General features: G+C 33.4%; 17 protein-coding genes and 2 tRNA genes. 10 read left to right on the top strand and 9 right to left on the bottom strand.

Annotated elements, in window-relative coordinates:
- Positions 1-145: 145 nt before the first annotated feature.
- From C1A06_RS03930 to C1A06_RS03910, 5 genes are all read left to right on the top strand, one after another.
- On the top strand, positions 146-604 hold the full coding sequence (locus tag C1A06_RS03930; protein WP_101688935.1) for a hypothetical protein: 459 nt from the start codon (positions 146-148) through the stop codon (positions 602-604).
- On the top strand, positions 604-1,368 hold the full coding sequence (locus tag C1A06_RS03925; protein WP_101688934.1) for a DUF5712 family protein: 765 nt from the start codon (positions 604-606) through the stop codon (positions 1,366-1,368). Before C1A06_RS03930 ends, C1A06_RS03925 begins: the two co-directional genes overlap by 1 nt.
- 72 nt (positions 1,369-1,440) lie before the next feature.
- On the top strand, positions 1,441-1,995 hold the full coding sequence (locus C1A06_RS03920) for a hypothetical protein (RefSeq protein ID WP_101688933.1): 555 nt from the start codon (positions 1,441-1,443) through the stop codon (positions 1,993-1,995).
- Positions 1,996-2,196: 201 nt separating this feature from the next.
- Positions 2,197-2,721, top strand: a complete 525-nt coding sequence (locus tag C1A06_RS03915; RefSeq protein WP_145996335.1) for a hypothetical protein — start codon at positions 2,197-2,199, stop codon at positions 2,719-2,721.
- 19 nt (positions 2,722-2,740) lie between these two features.
- A complete protein-coding gene (locus C1A06_RS03910) occupies positions 2,741-3,418 on the top strand; it encodes an ankyrin repeat domain-containing protein (protein WP_101688931.1) in 678 nt (225 codons plus the stop codon).
- Between the two features lie 19 nt (positions 3,419-3,437).
- Here C1A06_RS03910 and C1A06_RS03905 read toward each other — a convergent pair whose 3' ends face one another.
- The 3 genes from C1A06_RS03905 to C1A06_RS03895 all read right to left on the bottom strand — a co-directional run bounded on the left by C1A06_RS03905 (position 3,438) and on the right by C1A06_RS03895 (position 5,002).
- Positions 3,438-4,070, bottom strand: coding sequence for a metallophosphatase domain-containing protein (locus C1A06_RS03905; protein WP_101688930.1), 633 nt, complete (start codon positions 4,068-4,070; stop codon positions 3,438-3,440).
- Between the two features lie 150 nt (positions 4,071-4,220).
- Positions 4,221-4,766 carry a hypothetical protein gene (locus C1A06_RS03900; RefSeq protein WP_101688929.1) on the bottom strand — a complete coding sequence of 182 codons (546 nt, stop codon included), beginning with the start codon at positions 4,764-4,766 and terminating at the stop codon, positions 4,221-4,223.
- Positions 4,763-5,002, bottom strand: coding sequence for a hypothetical protein (locus tag C1A06_RS03895; RefSeq protein WP_101688928.1), 240 nt, complete (start codon positions 5,000-5,002; stop codon positions 4,763-4,765). The genes C1A06_RS03900 and C1A06_RS03895 overlap by 4 nt, the downstream gene beginning before the upstream one ends.
- A gap of 378 nt (positions 5,003-5,380) precedes the next feature.
- Here C1A06_RS03895 and C1A06_RS03890 point away from each other — a divergent pair, with 378 nt between their 5' ends.
- Entirely contained in the window at positions 5,381-7,567 is a 2,187-nt protein-coding gene (locus tag C1A06_RS03890; protein WP_101688927.1) for an ATP-dependent nuclease, read from the top strand.
- The gene (locus C1A06_RS03885) at positions 7,554-9,461 is read left to right on the top strand and encodes a UvrD-helicase domain-containing protein (protein ID WP_101688926.1); all 1,908 of its coding nucleotides are present in this window, start codon (positions 7,554-7,556) and stop codon (positions 9,459-9,461) included. Before C1A06_RS03890 ends, C1A06_RS03885 begins: the two co-directional genes overlap by 14 nt.
- A 73-nt stretch (positions 9,462-9,534) precedes the next feature.
- Here the strand turns inward: C1A06_RS03885 and C1A06_RS03880 are convergent.
- From C1A06_RS03880 to C1A06_RS03855, 6 genes are all read right to left on the bottom strand, one after another.
- A tRNA-Leu gene (locus tag C1A06_RS03880) sits at positions 9,535-9,619 on the bottom strand.
- Between the two features lie 5 nt (positions 9,620-9,624).
- A tRNA-Gly gene (locus tag C1A06_RS03875) sits at positions 9,625-9,700 on the bottom strand.
- 105 nt (positions 9,701-9,805) lie between these two features.
- Positions 9,806-10,309, bottom strand: a complete 504-nt coding sequence (locus C1A06_RS03870) for a Rieske (2Fe-2S) protein (protein ID WP_101688925.1) — start codon at positions 10,307-10,309, stop codon at positions 9,806-9,808.
- A gap of 40 nt (positions 10,310-10,349) precedes the next feature.
- Positions 10,350-11,288 carry a tRNA epoxyqueuosine(34) reductase QueG gene (gene queG, locus C1A06_RS03865; RefSeq protein WP_101688924.1) on the bottom strand — a complete coding sequence of 313 codons (939 nt, stop codon included), beginning with the start codon at positions 11,286-11,288 and terminating at the stop codon, positions 10,350-10,352.
- Between the two features lie 105 nt (positions 11,289-11,393).
- On the bottom strand, positions 11,394-11,963 hold the full coding sequence (locus C1A06_RS03860) for a TetR/AcrR family transcriptional regulator (RefSeq protein ID WP_101688923.1): 570 nt from the start codon (positions 11,961-11,963) through the stop codon (positions 11,394-11,396).
- Positions 11,964-12,036: 73 nt separating this feature from the next.
- Complete coding sequence (locus C1A06_RS03855) at positions 12,037-12,867, bottom strand: DUF5694 domain-containing protein (RefSeq protein WP_221405674.1); 831 nt, start codon at positions 12,865-12,867, stop codon at positions 12,037-12,039.
- Between the two features lie 279 nt (positions 12,868-13,146).
- Between C1A06_RS03855 and pyrB the strand changes: the two genes are divergently transcribed.
- From pyrB to C1A06_RS03840, 3 genes are read left to right on the top strand one after another with little or no spacing between them, the layout of a single operon-like run.
- Complete coding sequence (gene pyrB / locus C1A06_RS03850) at positions 13,147-14,067, top strand: aspartate carbamoyltransferase (RefSeq protein WP_101688922.1); 921 nt, start codon at positions 13,147-13,149, stop codon at positions 14,065-14,067.
- Positions 14,068-14,085: 18 nt separating this feature from the next.
- Positions 14,086-14,547, top strand: coding sequence for an aspartate carbamoyltransferase regulatory subunit (locus C1A06_RS03845; RefSeq protein ID WP_101688921.1), 462 nt, complete (start codon positions 14,086-14,088; stop codon positions 14,545-14,547).
- A gap of 11 nt (positions 14,548-14,558) precedes the next feature.
- Positions 14,559-15,131 carry a DNA-3-methyladenine glycosylase I gene (locus C1A06_RS03840; RefSeq protein ID WP_101688920.1) on the top strand — a complete coding sequence of 191 codons (573 nt, stop codon included), beginning with the start codon at positions 14,559-14,561 and terminating at the stop codon, positions 15,129-15,131.
- The last annotated feature ends 2 nt before the right edge of the window (positions 15,132-15,133 follow it).

The following is a 15,133-nucleotide window of genomic DNA, read 5'->3' as shown; positions in this document are numbered from 1 at the left end:
TTAGCAAGAGGGGAACGTCACAAAGTAACATTCCGAATGATAAGCATAGCTTAATCTGATAGTTGTAAAGTTATATCAAATTATAAAATGTAACATTTTAAACTAAAGGGAATAAAAGTATCTCTTAAACAATAAATTATAACCTATGGAACAGAAAATAATACGTATATCTGCACCCTTACATCAAGAATATAAAGAACTAGTATCTCGCTTTCCAAATCTCACTTTATCTAGCTCCACCGAAATTCTTATTAGACAGGCACTAAAACGAGGAGAGATAGAGAAGAACGAGAAAACAGCCTATGATGCAGTTAAAGCGTTGAATGAAACTTTTAGAAAATGGATGCGGCAACAAGAGAAGACGCATTTAACTCGAATATCGGAAGAGTTGCTTGCTTTGGCTCATGAACTGAAAGACACAACTACTAAAAAGGATTTAGAAACCCAAAGCAAAAATATTTCTACGTCATTCAAAGAGTCTTATGAAGATATTACGGAAGCCCTTTCTATAAATCTTGATAATATCAAATCGGAGCTTATTAAGAGTATTGATGAATTGAAGGAGGTTGTAGATACTAAACTCACTAAAAAGATGTTCGGATAGTGTATACGAAAATCATCAATCCGGCAAAGCATGGAAAAGTAGCTTATTCTAATGCAGGTTCATGTGTTGCTTTGGTAAACTATCTCAACAAGGAAAATAGAGAATTTCAACTCATAGACAATGAGCTATTCTTTGACCAACATCGCAACAATGTTACTTCAAATGAAGTACTTCAAGCAATTGACAGCAATCATAAAGGATTGAGAAGAAATATACCTAAATTTCACAGTCTTGTTATAGCTCCAACGGCTCAAGAACTATATCATATTAAACAAAGTACAGAAGCGATGAAAGATTACACCAGAGGAGTAATGGAACAATATGCTCAAAGTTTTAATTTGGCGAATGGTCAAAAGCTATCAAGTGAAGACCTAACTTGGTTTGCCAAACTAGAGCATATGAGAAATGGAGAATTTTCGGCAAATAGTATGCATATACACGTCATTGTTTCTGCACGAGATAAGAGCCAAAGTATAACATTGAATCCGAACATAAATAATCGAAATCGCTTTAATAGAGTACAATTCTACTTGAAAAGCGAGAAAGCTTTTGATAAAATGTTCGGATTTAACCGAAAAGAATCTCTGCTCTTAAGTCATCAAATACAGAGATATGGTTCTTTATCTGAAAAGTTAGTTTTATATCAAGAGAACACAAACCTTCTTAAGGTACAGGAGGCTATTCATAATGTAGCTAGTGTTTTTCAAGGTTTGAATTATGATAATGAGCAGGAGAATATTAGGAAAAGAAGGAGAAAGAGGTAGTGATATTATATTATGACAATGTAATATTGTTATATTTGTTAAATATGCAACAATAATTTAAATAGTTTGACTATGGTAAGAGTAATTGTTACTTTAGTTATGTTTCTTGTTTTCAGCAGACTAAGTGCACAGGTTGATTATAATAAAATAGAATATAAAGAATTGTCTCCTTGTCAAATAGATATAGGCTTAGATTCAATTTTTATTATTCATAAAAGGGATGCTACTATCTATCTAAAGCAAACTGATATTAAGGAATATATTGAAAAGAATAAAAGGACATGGAATAATAAATTCTCAAATATAACAGAACTGTTAAATATAAAAAAGCCTCAATATATTATTACTGATTGGTGGTATGATTATGATGACGAATATAGAAAAAATAAATTTGGAGATATAGATTATAAAAATCAAGATTGGTACTATTTCAGAGAGCTATATTATATTGTCGCAGATTTAATACATGATGGAAGGTTTATGATAACAAAAAGAGGAGAGAATAAGCCGATATTAAAAGGTTTATGTATAAAGAGAAAGGACGGGCTTTATGGAACAGAGTATGTAGAATTTCTCTTACCTAATGGAAGATCCTTTTGGGATATTGTTACAATATTAGGAGAGTAATTAAAATGTTTTTAGGTTCAATTTATTATATATTATATGATTTACAATAAGGCAGGATATTATTTAATAAAACCACGAATAATAGATTTTGGGAGCTTTAAAGGACAAAAAATATTAACATGCAGCACATGTTTAAATGATAGTCTACTTGACAACTTCTCAAGACCTTGGACTATCCATAATACAAACAAGGAAGATGCTATGAAAGAATATAATATTAGTGAAGAAACTATTTCATCTATTCATAAATGGACTGATGAAATGGATTCGAGTAATATGATTGGTTATATGAATTTGTTCTATAGCATTGAAACGGCAAAGGAATATAAAAATTGTTTTTTTTCTCATCTAGATGAAACTTTAATTTTAGGACTTTATTTTCCAATAAGGGAGAGTCAAGAGTTTGTTGATTGTTTTGAGCCAAAAGGTAAAAACGAAGGTGAAATAGGATTAAGATATAAATTGAAACAATATCAACCCGATGATGATACAGGGATTTTATTAGGCTTTGATTTAATCGGAGTTGAAATAGGAGGCGAATTTCACTCTTTTCATTGTCATGATCTGGCAAACGATTTAATTGAAAGATTTGACATAGCAATTAATGAATTTGGATTAATCCAGAATGAGAACAAATGGGAAGCTATTATTGACTATATGAATGATGAGAGTAATGGATTTGAGCCTGTTCCATGGTTTTTTGTCCAAGTAAAACTCTTTAATTAAACTAATAATTAGAAAATATATGAAAAAGGTTGCTATCTCTATTTTCCTATTACTTATATGCCTATATTCTTATGCACATAAAGAAAGATGGGATGAGAACCGAGACTCTTGGTCACCTCTGATGATTGCAATATATAATAGCCAAACTGCAACTTTTTTAGAATTGATAAAGCAGGATGCAGATGTAAATTTTAAATCTGGGAATGAAAATACTGGATGGGAGCTAACTGCTTTAGATGTTGCAATAAGGAAAGATAGTCAGATTGCAGTTAAAGCATTGCTCAATACAAATAAAGTATTGACTCCCGAAATATACTTGATGACAGCCTGTGCTCAAAATAGCGCTCAAAATGTTGAGCTATTGATTAAATATGGTGCAAATCCAAATGAAACTTTAGATAATGGTTATTCAGTCTTGATGAAAGCGGCAAGTTTTGGTTCGAGCGAAGTGCTTGAGGTATTACTGAAACATGGAGCAAAAACAAATCAAAAAAGAAGCGTCGATGGAATAACAGCTTTGATGTTGGCAGCATTTAACGGAGAGCCTCAGAAAGTAAAACTTTTATTAAAATATGGAGCAAATAAATATACTAAAGATAATAATGGGAAAACAGCCTTAGAATATGTGGAACATATATATGAACGTTTGAATATAAGTGAATCTACTAAAGGCGAATTAAGATCATTATTAAAATAACCCTATATAATAAAGGTTCTCACAAGTATTCAAATACCACAGGTTCATTAACCAACTCATAATTTTCATTTAACACACTACCATTAATAAAAGTAGTGTGTTCTTTTTTCTCAATACCATAGCCTTCGTGAATATGCCCCGATAGATGGTATTTAGGCTTAATTTCATTGATAACATTAAGCAAATCTTCACAACCAACATTAACACCTCTAGCTGTATAATCAAGAATCCCGTAAGCAGGGGTATGAGTTATAAGAATATCTGTATCTTTAGGTATTCGTTTCCAATGGCGAAGGATTTCTTCGCCTCTGTCACGATTAAAAGCCCAATCAAAGAATGAAGGAGATATTGGAGAACCCCAAATATTGATTCCTTCTATTGTTATACCACTATCACATAAATAGAAGGTGTTTTTATACAGAATTTGCTGAATCATATGTTGTAGCTTTCCTTCGAAGTAAAAGTCATGATTCCCTGCTATAAAGACTTTGTATTGATAGTCTAGACTTGAAAACCAATCTATAAAATCTTCCACTTCATCCGTGCCGCCTCGATATGAAACATCGCCGCCATGAATAATCATGTCAGCTTTTGGTAAATTAGTCAGTTGCCTATGCGTTTCGTGTGTATCGGATAAATAGAGAATCTTCATATTGTACTATTTTTCAACTATTCGAATTTAGCAAAAATACTCACTAGAAAACTATTTATCAAAAGTTAATCAGCTAGTGAGTATTGCTCTATTTTTATAAAAATGTAATATTATAACAATGTTACTTTATCATAATATCATATTGTAACATTATTGCTTAATCATTTTATGACATTGTTTACCATCAGCAGAAAGAATAAATAAAACTTGCATTTCCTGTCTGGTCTGTAGTTTAGGATTCAAATAAGAGAAACGTGTATCTGCTTTTTTAGCTAGTATATCTGATACATTTCGACCTTTGTATCTGTCTAAATATTCCGGATGCCAATTTTCAATATTCTCAAGCGCTTTTTCAGCTTTAGATATATTTTCAGTAAACTTCGTAATCAAGGCTTTAGCTACAACTTGATTCTTTTTTCCCCTTTGTTCTTCTATTGACTTTTGCCAACGAGCAATATTTGATTTTTGAGCTTCTATTTTTTTAGCCTTTTCTGCTTCGAAATATTCTTGTATAATAGCGATGCTATCAGCTACAGTTATATCTGAAACATTCATTTCTAGAAATTCAATCTTAAGGTCTGTTTTAACTCCATTCTGCATTTCAAGATATTCTCTTATAGGCTTTTCATATTCAGATTGAGCCGAACAAGATAAAATAACAAAAGGGAAAAAAGCAATAGCAATTAACTTTTTCATGGTTGTATAGTTTTAGACGTGAATATCGATTTAGCGGAACTCAAAGCATCAAGCTCTGATTGACCTAAAAGAACAGCTTCTTTGTATTTGTCATGTGCTGAGTAAAGAAGTTTCCATACGAATTCTAAAGATTCAGTATCATCGTTAAATTGGGTAGGATAATGCTCATTGATGTAGTTGTAGGCTTCCTTTGTATAAAGCTCTTCGATGAGTTCTAAAGATTCTGTATTAGTCATGTTATGTTTATTTTGTGGTTTATAATCATTTGTTGTTTATTCTATTTCACAATAGCATTTCACATTACCACAAAAAAGAACGTGGGAACTATTAACTTACTCGTTTTCGGGCTCTGGTAAACCTTGGTACAAATAAGCAACAGCCCCACGCCTATACACAGACATGGAGCACTTTGCTTATCACTCTCGTACCATTGAAATTTACCAGACTTCGAAAACTAGAGTAATAATTAAAATGCTAATGTTATATTTTAATATGCGACGCTTCGCCTTATATCTACAAACAAAGATATAAATATATATCATAATCACTTTGAACCAAATAGATTTACTTTTAACTTTATGTCTTATTAGATCTTAAATGCATAATACATAACTATGAAATTATCACGATTAGACATTTCAAACTTTAGAAAACTAAAACAATGTAAAATAGAGATTGCTGAAAGAGAAACGATCTTTGTTGGAGCTAATAATAGTGGAAAGACATCTGCAATGGATTGTTTAAGACTTTTCTTAGATAAATCAAAAGAAAATAACTCATTCACTACATATGATTTCACACTCAATAATTGGATTCAAATAAACGAAATTGGAAAAAGATGGGAAACTATTGATGTGAAAGAATTTAGTGAAGATGATAAAGTATCTCTCTTATCAGAGTGGAATTTATTACTACCACAATTAGACGTTTGGTTAGAAGTTTCAGAAAGTAAATTGTATCAAGTTCATAAAATTTTACCCTCATTAGATTGGGAGGGAGGGAAACTAGGCTTAAGACTTAGATTTGAACCGAAGGACATCACGAAATTACTAAAAGACTACCAAGATAGAAGAGCAAATGTTAAAAAACTAAATGCTAAAGATGTTGAGCTATGGCCAAACTCATTATTAGATTTTTTGAAGAAAGGAAATAAGTTAAATGAATACTTCACAATTAAAGCTTACATTCTACCTTCTGAACTATATGATAATAAAGAATTAGATCAAAATCTTACAAATAACCCATTAGATTTCGATCCTTTGAAGGGATTAATCAGAGTTGATATAATAAATGCTCAACGAGGTTTAAGAGACTCCAATGATAAAGATACTGGCTATGAAAGTTTATCTAGTCAGTTGAGAAAATATTACGATAGACATCTTAATCCAGATGAATTTATTGAAGCTTCAGATATAGAAGCTATAAAAGCATCTGAAAATGCAAAAGCGATCTTTGATGATAAAATTGGAATAAAATTCAATAAATCTTTAAAAGAATTAGAAAAACTAAATTATCCAACATTTGGTAGTCCTAATATTAATTTGACTAGTAAGTTAAATCCTATTGAGGGTTACTACCATGAGTCAGTTGTGTTGTTCGATTTACTTGGTAAGGATTTTGATAGACTTCTAAAACTTTCTGAAACGCACAATGGATTAGGATATCAGAATTTGATCTCAATGACTTTTAAGCTAATGGCATTTCGTGATGAATGGATGAAAGTTGGTAAGGCCTCTAAAGATAGAAAAGAGAATGAAGAGTTTGAGCCTTTACATGTTGTATTAATTGAAGAACCAGAAGCTCATCTTCATGCACAAGTGCAACAAGTATTTATAAAAGAAGCTTATAGCAGATTAAGAGATCATGAAAATCTAGGAGATAACAATACGTTTAAAACTCAATTAATTGTAAGTACGCATTCTAACCATATAGTTGAGCAAGTCGATTTTTCGTCATTAAGATACTTTAAACGAGATTTTAATTGTGAGTCAATTCCAACATCAACTATTGTAAATTTATCACATATATTTGATAGTGATGAAGATGCTATACGATTTGCAAAAAGATATTTAAAACTAACACATGCAGATTTATTTTTTGCAGATGCTGTTATATTAGTTGAAGGACTAGCTGAGAAGCTTTTAGTACCATTATTCATAAAAGACTATTATGAAAAACTAAACTCAGCTTATATCTCTATCTTAGAAATAGGTGGACGACATGCACATACACTACAGAGCCTTATTGAACAGTTAGGTATCATAACACTTATTATTACAGATATAGATGCTGTACAAAAAGATGATAAAAGAAAGAAGGAAAAAGTAGAGATAGGCAAAGATTTATATACAGGAAATGGAACTCTTAAAGCATGGTTACCTCAAAAAGAACTTATTGATGATTTATTATCTACCAATACGAAAATAAGCTCTAATAATCTGATACGTATTGCATATCAATATAAACAAAATGTAACTTTAGGGAGTGAGATTTTAAATGTATACCCTAATACCTTTGAAGATGCTTTAATTTTCGAAAATATCGATCTGATCAAAGAAAATAAAATAGATAATTCTATAATGAAAATTTCTAATTTATTGACAGAAGATGAAGATATTATTAACGCTATAAATACAGAAATCTACAATACAATTAACAAATCAACATTTAAGAAAGCTGAATTTGCTTTAGATCTTTTATATCTTGATGGATTGAAACCGCCTCAATACATCAAAGAAGGATTAGATTGGTTACAAGACACATTACTACAATTAAACAAGCAGATAAATGAACGAAAATAATATTGATGATTGGGTTGATGATAAACTTATAGAGTGTTTGAATCTAGAGAGACCTAAAAGTTTTTTTCTTTTTGCAGGAGCAGGAGCAGGAAAAACAAGATCTTTAATAAATGTATTAAAAGAGATTTGGGCTAGATATGGTTCGTATCTAAAAATGCAAAATAAACAAATTGCAGTAATTACCTATACAAATGCTGCAACTAATGAGATTATAAATCGACTAACGACCAATGATATAGATACTAGACATTTTCATGTTTCAACACTACACAGTTTTGCATGGGACATCATTAAAAACTACACTAAAGATATAAAAGACTATCTAAGTATTGATCTACAAACAAAAATCGAGAAATGGGAATTAGAAGAAAGTGAAAATAAAAATAAAGAAACTAAAACTTCAAAAAATCGATTAAGAAACATAACAAAAGGAGCTAGTAGAATTGATAATCTGAAAAAAATAAAAAAGTTCAAGTACGATCCCAATGGGAAAAACTCAGACAAAAATTCGCTTAGTCATGAGGAGGTTATTTTTATTTGTTCTTCTTTTATTAAGAGCAAATCTCTATTTAAACAAATAATAACCCAGAAGTATCCTATTATATTAATAGATGAAAGTCAAGATACAAAGAAAGATTTAATTGAGGCTTTATTCTCTATGGAAGAAGAGAAACAAAACTTTTCACTAGGACTTTTTGGAGACATGATGCAACGAATATATCAAGATGGGAAAGAAGATCTGAGTAGTAGTGTATCCAAAAGATGGGAACGTCCTATGAAGTTGATAAATCATAGGAGTCAGAAACGTATTGTAGAGCTAATTAATAAAATTAGATTCGATATTGATGGTATTGAACAAAAAGAGAGAGCCGAAAAACAAGGAGGATTAGTGAGATTATTTATTTTCGAATCTAACATAACGTATAAAGATGTAATAGAGCGACGCGTAAGAGAGAAAATGAAAATGATTACTGAGGATGATAGATGGCTTGATGAAAATGAAGATAGTGTGAAAACACTTATTCTAGAACATCATATGGCTGCTACTAGATTAGGATTTAATAATTTATTTCAACTTCTTAATCAAATAGAAAAATATAGGCAAGGTTTACGTGATGGCACATTGTCTCTGTTAAATTTTTTTATCAGAAATATATTACCACTAATTGAAGCGTTTAGAAAGAATAATAAATTAGAAATAGCTAGACATGTAGCAAATACCTCTCCATTATTAATGAAAGATCTATTAAAAGATAGTGGTAAAGATCAACTAAATGTTTTAAAAGAAGTCAATAAAAAAGTCAATGATTTGTTGAAATTATGGGATGATTCGACTCCCACCATTTATGACATATTAATAAATCTGCACAACTCAAAGTTATATAATATACCTAATATCTTTTTACAAGTATTAGAAACTGAAATAGATATAGAAGAAGAAGCTTTTGATGAAGAAGAATTAGAAGAAGACGATAAGCCATTAAAAGCATGGAGTGAAGCTTTTAAAGCTACTTTTGATGAAGTAGAAAAATACAATCAATATATTTCTGGAAACACCCAATTTGCTACACATCAAGGAGTAAAAGGACTAGAATATGATAGAGTTATCGGAATATTGGATGATCAAGGAGCAAAAGGATTTCTTTTTAGTTATGAAAAACTGTTTGGTGTTCAAAAACTCACTGATACGGATTTAAAAAACATAGAAGAAAATAAGGATTCCAGTATAAATAGGACTAAACGGCTACTATATGTAGTGTGTAGCAGGGCTAAAGAAAGTTTAGCTCTAATAGCTTATACTAAAGATATTGAAAAACTCAGAAATACAGCAATTAATAATGATTGGTTTAGCAATGATGAAATCCTGTTAGAAGAAGATTTAGAGATAACATAAACATTTTATCCCTCATTTTATCCCTCTTTAAAAATAAAAAAGCTTATAATCAATCGATTATAAGCTTTTTCTGTACTCGGAGCGGGACTTGAACCCGCACAACCGTAATGGTCACAAGATTTTAAGTCTTGCGTGTCTACCGATTCCACCATCCGAGCATCCTTGGAGCGAAAGACGGGATTCGAACCCGCGACCCCAACCTTGGCAAGGTTGTGCTCTACCAACTGAGCTACTTTCGCAAGATGTGTAAAGAAACTTTGTTGACAACTCTTTGTCCGTTTCACTTTAGCGAGTGCAAATGTAAAAAATGTTTTCTTTCAATCAAAGAATTTCTTACGAAATTGTTAATGAAGTATTCGATATTTATTATCATTCTCAGATATAACGCTGTATTGCTGCAGTTTTTCTCGAGCTGGACCACTAATTGGGAAACCTCCTGACTCTAAGTCGAACTCAGATTTGCATTTCTGGCATTTAGCTGTATAACTATTATTCGGAAGAACTCTGGTATTAGCATTGTCTTCATTCGGGCAACAAAGATCGTAAGCTATGAGTGATCCATTCTTGTTCAAAATCATGACACCGGAGAGTCCGTGGCGTTCGGAAGCAAGATTGGGAAAATTATATACCTTGACAACTGAGGCATTACTAAGTAGCGATTCGAAACCTGCTTTGTCTTTGACGAAAGCACCGATAGTGAACGAGCCATTCAGATAGTTATGTGTTCCGTTCAGATTTATCACGAAATTGCACGGAGCATAAGGTATTGTCTGCGGATTTTCTTCCTCGCCACAAGATATGAAGAGTAATGTAGTAATAAGAGTAAGATATATGTAGATACGTTTCATTATTAATCTGTTTTTAGTTTAAACGGATGAATCGTTCTGTTTATTGCCCCTGCGAGTGTTTTAAAGCTTCAACGTTACGCTTCAATCCGCTCAGTTTTGCACGTTTGATTGCCGATCCTTTGAAGATGCGCTGATAGGTTTCGACTTCCATATTCGCAACGGCTTCCGCATCTAAAGATAAAAAATCGGACGAAGGATTGAAGGCTTCGGTAGAGTGGGGACGAGCATAATGATTATATGGACAAACTTTCTGGCAAATATCGCATCCATAAAGGCGATTGCTAAGTAGTGGAATTATTGCGCTATCAATCTCTCCTTTGTTCTCAATCGTTTGATACGAAATACATCGGTTCGAATTGATGACTTTTGGCGAAACGATAGCTTTCGTAGGGCAAGCATCAATACAACGTGTACAGTTACCGCAATGATTGGTCAATGGCTGATCGTAATCGAGTTCGATATTTATAATCAATTCGCCCAAGAAAAAGAACGAGCCTTTGCGGGGAATGATGAGCAGTGAATTTTTACCGATAAAACCGATGCCGGCTTGCGATGCCCAATAACGTTCGAGAATGGGAGCAGTATCGCAAAATACACGACCTTCGAGCGATGGTACAACTTCTTTGATTGTATCGAAAAGCGTTTGTAGCTTTTGTTTTACAATGTCGTGATAATCCTTGCCATAGGCATAATATGCAAATTGAGGAACATCCTCACGTTGAAATTCTGCAGGGAAATAGTTCAATGCAAGACAAACGATAGAGCGTGCGCTCTCGACTAATATAGTGGGATCGCAACGCTTGTCGAAATTATTTGCCATATAAGCCATATCGGCATTATACCCATTGGCGAGCCATGAGGCAGCAAAGTTTTGCTGCTCATCCCCTATGGATTGAGCTTTGCAAAATCCACAGGCGTCAAATCCAAGTTTCGATGCTGCTTCTTTGATGAATTTCGATATATCGGTTGTTGTCTGCATATTGTCTACGAGAAGGCGAATTTACTGCTTTTTATTGGAATATGATGCTTTCGGTTTATCATAAGCCCAAACCTCTAAAGAGGCTTTTCTAAGAGGTCTTCCCCTTTAGGGGATAAGAGGGGTTTTATCTTCAAAAAGTGACACTTTACTACACTTTTCGACTTGTTTCTCAGCTGTGTTGTTTTGCTCCAATCTTAAGAAAAAGTTTGCTAATGTGAATGCCTCCTGGCTATTACTCGGAATAATCATGCCTTTGTTGGATGTGTTAGTGGAAGAATTTTTGATGCTATTGCGGTTGTCACTTTTCTTCTCTATCCGTTGTATCATATTGTTGAGCGAAGTGATGCTCGGCTCTTTTCGTTTACGTTTAACAACTTTCTTTTTCAAAACCATTTCAGCCTCGTCAAGCGATGATGGTTCGTAAGTAAAAGTAGTTTCTTCAACGGTATATCCTTCTATCCGATCGCGTAATGTGCGTCGGGCAAGTGCTATCAGTTCGTCATAAGCGCGCTCTCGAGCATCGTCAATGGCTTGTGCAAATTCCGATTTAGAACTTTTCCACTCATAAAATGTTTTTCGTGTAATACCTACTGCACGACAAATGTCGATTACCGACATATCATTCTCTAACAATTCTGCGATTGTCTCTACAAGTTTTTTGCTGTATTTTGCCATAGCTGTTTCTTATAGAGATAAAGTTGTATTTATTTTATTGCTTTGTTAACGGATAGGTATCTTAAGAATAAATTTATTTATAAAGCAGGTATTTATTGGTGTCTTCTAAATGATACTCAGGAGAACATTCGAAAAGATAATTAAGAATATTCAGATGACCTGATCCATAAATGACAAGAATTCTATCCGACGATTTAATCTTGATGCGTTGAATATTTCTAAATATTCTTAAGTTTCTATTAAACCAACGACCAGTCTCGAAATCAACACCTGTGTAGTCGTATGGATGAGATTCATATTTAAAATGACCAATAAGATAATTTCCCATGTCTTTTTTTATATTGTCTTTTTCGTTTAGCTTTACTAATTCAGCGATAATACCACTATGCTTTAATATATTATCACTATAAAACCTCATAGTTGAATCAGGGTGTTGGCTAAAACTCTTTTCAAATTGAATATATTCATAACTATTTTCGTTATCAAATAACTTATCTATTTTGTCGTAATGACTGCCCCATTCATCAACGCAATATAATTTGTCAATACCCATCCGTTTTGCGAGCCTAAAACCGATTTGTTGTTCTTCATCTCTTTTTAATTCATATTCGCCTTTTAGGTATTTTTTATATAAGGAATCTACTTTATTTTGTGCTTTGTGTTGTCTTTCTATGACAATAATTGTTGGCTGAAAATTAGCTAATTGTTCAACCAGTTGAATTATCTCTTGCTGATATTGAGGTTCTAATACATCTATTTGATCATTGTCTGCTATTTGTTGTCTATCTAGATTTGGAAAAGCGAAATGAAAGACTCCTAGCGTGAGAATAGGGATACTATCTTGTTTTGCTAACATTGGAAATACAAAAAAAGATAAGGCTACTATGATAAATATTTTTTTCATGTTGTGTTGATTTATTGGCTGTCATAAATTTACGATATATATCATTATCAGAGTTAGGTTATTCTAAAATTTTATATAAAAAAAATTACTTCATAAATAAAAATACTACCTTTGCATAAGTATAAAATAATTGAATCCGATGAATCACAATGTTTACATATCCGACAAAGTGCATGCACAGGATTCTTATTTTTCTGACTTTGGTAACTATTTTAAATATAATAGAAAATCCTCGAATTGTTGATTCGGGGATTTTTTTTGTAACATAACTTTAGCTTTATGACCAAAACAAAAAGTTTAGTATCAATCACAGACTACTCAAAAGAAGACATTCTACGTTTGATCGAGTTGGCTAAGAAATTTGACGAAAACCCAAATCGTCGTTTGTTGCAAGGAACGGTTTGTGCCACGCTTTTCTTCGAGCCGTCAACACGTACCCGTCTGAGCTTCGAAACAGCTGTAAATCGTCTAGGAGGACGCATAATTGGCTTCTCGGATGCAGCAACTACCAGTTCAACCAAAGGCGAGACTCTGAAAGATACAATTGCCATGGTAAACAACTATGCCGATCTTATCATCATGCGCCATCACCTCGAAGGAGCAGCCCGTTACGCATCAGAAATATCGGCAACGCCGATCATCAATGCCGGCGACGGCGCCAATCAGCACCCAACGCAAACCATGTTGGATATTTATTCCATCTATAAGACGCAGGGAACGCTCGAAAATCTGACCATTACAATGGTTGGCGACCTGAAATATGGACGTACAGTCCATTCGCTTATAGAAGGAATGTCGCATTTCAATCCGAAATTTATCTTTATCGCACCCGAAGAATTGGCTTTACCAAAATCTTATATCGATTTTTGCGATGCTCATAATATCGAGCACGAACATTATACCGATTTCTCAACATCCGAGATCAATCGTACCGATATTCTTTACATGACACGTGTTCAACGCGAACGTTTTACCGACTTGATGGAATACGAACGTGTGAAAAATGTATATATCCTCCGTAAGAAAATGCTAGACGAATCGCGCGACAATCTTCGCGTACTTCATCCGCTGCCTCGTGTCAACGAGATTCAGCAAGATGTAGACGATAGTCCGAAGGCTTACTATTTCGAACAGGCCAAGAACGGCATGTTTATGCGCGAAGCAATCATTTGTGATATCTTAGGAGTTCAAGTCGATTAACGAAAATCAGAGAAAGTCATGGCAGAAAAAAGAACAGAATTATTAGTAGCAGCCCTTTGCAACGGAACTGCTATCGATCATATCCCTACGACCGAAGTTTTCAAAGTCGTATCACTACTCAATCTCGATAAGATCGATCGCCCGATCACGATTGGTAACAAACTCGAAAGTCGCAAGATGTCGATGAAGGGAATCATCAAGATTTCGGATCACTTTTTCGAAGAAGAAGAATTGAATAAGATTGCTGTAATTGCTCCGAATGTAGTATTAAATATCATCAAGAACTACGAAGTTGTCGAGAAGCGCAAAGTAGAACTACCATCGGTAGTTAAAGGAATCGTAAGATGTAATAACCCGAAATGTATAACCAATAACGAAACTATGGTTACTCGTTTCAATGTTACAGATCCTGCTAAGATTGAGCTTCAATGTTATTACTGTGGAGTGAAAATTCAGAAAGACGATATTGAGTTGAAGTAAAAAACTGAGAGATGGAAGATTTAGTAAATGACAACTGCGGTTGGTGCGGAACCGATGAATTGTATGTGAAATATCATACCGAAGAGTGGGGTAAGCTTGTTACCGATGATAAGACTCTATTTGAGTTTCTTGTACTCGAAAGTGCGCAAGCAGGATTGAGCTGGATTACTATTCTTCGCAAACGGGAAGGTTATCGAAAAGCTTTTCATAACTTCGATGTTGAGAAAGTATCTCAGATGACCGAATCGGATGTTGAACGTCTAATGCAGTTTGATGGTATTATCCGAAATCGGCTGAAGATCGCATCTACAATCAGTAATGCTAAGCTCTTCATCAATATTCAGAAAGAGTTTGGTAGCTTTTACAATTATACACTATCGTTTTTCCCTGATGGAAAGCCCATCGTAAATAACTTCAAATCGTTGAGTGAAGTCCCTGCTTCAAGTCCCGAATCGGATGCAATGAGCAAGGATATGAAGAAACGAGGATTTAAATTCTTCGGTACAACCATTTGCTATGCTCATTTACAAGCAGTAGGATTCGTAAACGATCATTTGATCGGATGCAATTGCCGAAAAGGATAAAT

Origin of the sequence: Dysgonomonas massiliensis, assembly GCF_900240225.1 — a bacterium.
GTDB classification, from domain to species: Bacteria; Bacteroidota; Bacteroidia; order Bacteroidales; family Dysgonomonadaceae; genus Dysgonomonas; species Dysgonomonas massiliensis.
This window is presented reverse-complemented; position numbering and strand designations above follow the sequence as displayed.

Excerpts from the sequence above, each read along its gene's own strand:
- C1A06_RS03930 (WP_101688935.1), top strand. The coding sequence starts at position 146 with ATGGAACAGAAAATAATACGTATATCTGCACCCTTACATCAAGAATAT.
- C1A06_RS03920 (WP_101688933.1), top strand. The coding sequence starts at position 1,441 with ATGGTAAGAGTAATTGTTACTTTAGTTATGTTTCTTGTTTTCAGCAGA.
- C1A06_RS03915 (WP_145996335.1), top strand. The coding sequence starts at position 2,197 with ATGAAAGAATATAATATTAGTGAAGAAACTATTTCATCTATTCATAAA.
- C1A06_RS03910 (WP_101688931.1), top strand. The coding sequence starts at position 2,741 with ATGAAAAAGGTTGCTATCTCTATTTTCCTATTACTTATATGCCTATAT.
- C1A06_RS03905 (WP_101688930.1), bottom strand. The coding sequence starts at position 4,070 with ATGAAGATTCTCTATTTATCCGATACACACGAAACGCATAGGCAACTG.
- C1A06_RS03900 (WP_101688929.1), bottom strand. The coding sequence starts at position 4,766 with ATGAAAAAGTTAATTGCTATTGCTTTTTTCCCTTTTGTTATTTTATCT.
- C1A06_RS03895 (WP_101688928.1), bottom strand. The coding sequence starts at position 5,002 with ATGACTAATACAGAATCTTTAGAACTCATCGAAGAGCTTTATACAAAG.
- C1A06_RS03890 (WP_101688927.1), top strand. The coding sequence starts at position 5,381 with ATGAAATTATCACGATTAGACATTTCAAACTTTAGAAAACTAAAACAA.
- C1A06_RS03885 (WP_101688926.1), top strand. The coding sequence starts at position 7,554 with ATGAACGAAAATAATATTGATGATTGGGTTGATGATAAACTTATAGAG.
- C1A06_RS03870 (WP_101688925.1), bottom strand. The coding sequence starts at position 10,309 with ATGAAACGTATCTACATATATCTTACTCTTATTACTACATTACTCTTC.
- queG (WP_101688924.1), bottom strand. The coding sequence starts at position 11,288 with ATGCAGACAACAACCGATATATCGAAATTCATCAAAGAAGCAGCATCG.
- C1A06_RS03860 (WP_101688923.1), bottom strand. The coding sequence starts at position 11,963 with ATGGCAAAATACAGCAAAAAACTTGTAGAGACAATCGCAGAATTGTTA.
- C1A06_RS03855 (WP_221405674.1), bottom strand. The coding sequence starts at position 12,867 with ATGAAAAAAATATTTATCATAGTAGCCTTATCTTTTTTTGTATTTCCA.
- pyrB (WP_101688922.1), top strand. The coding sequence starts at position 13,147 with ATGACCAAAACAAAAAGTTTAGTATCAATCACAGACTACTCAAAAGAA.
- C1A06_RS03845 (WP_101688921.1), top strand. The coding sequence starts at position 14,086 with ATGGCAGAAAAAAGAACAGAATTATTAGTAGCAGCCCTTTGCAACGGA.
- C1A06_RS03840 (WP_101688920.1), top strand. The coding sequence starts at position 14,559 with ATGGAAGATTTAGTAAATGACAACTGCGGTTGGTGCGGAACCGATGAA.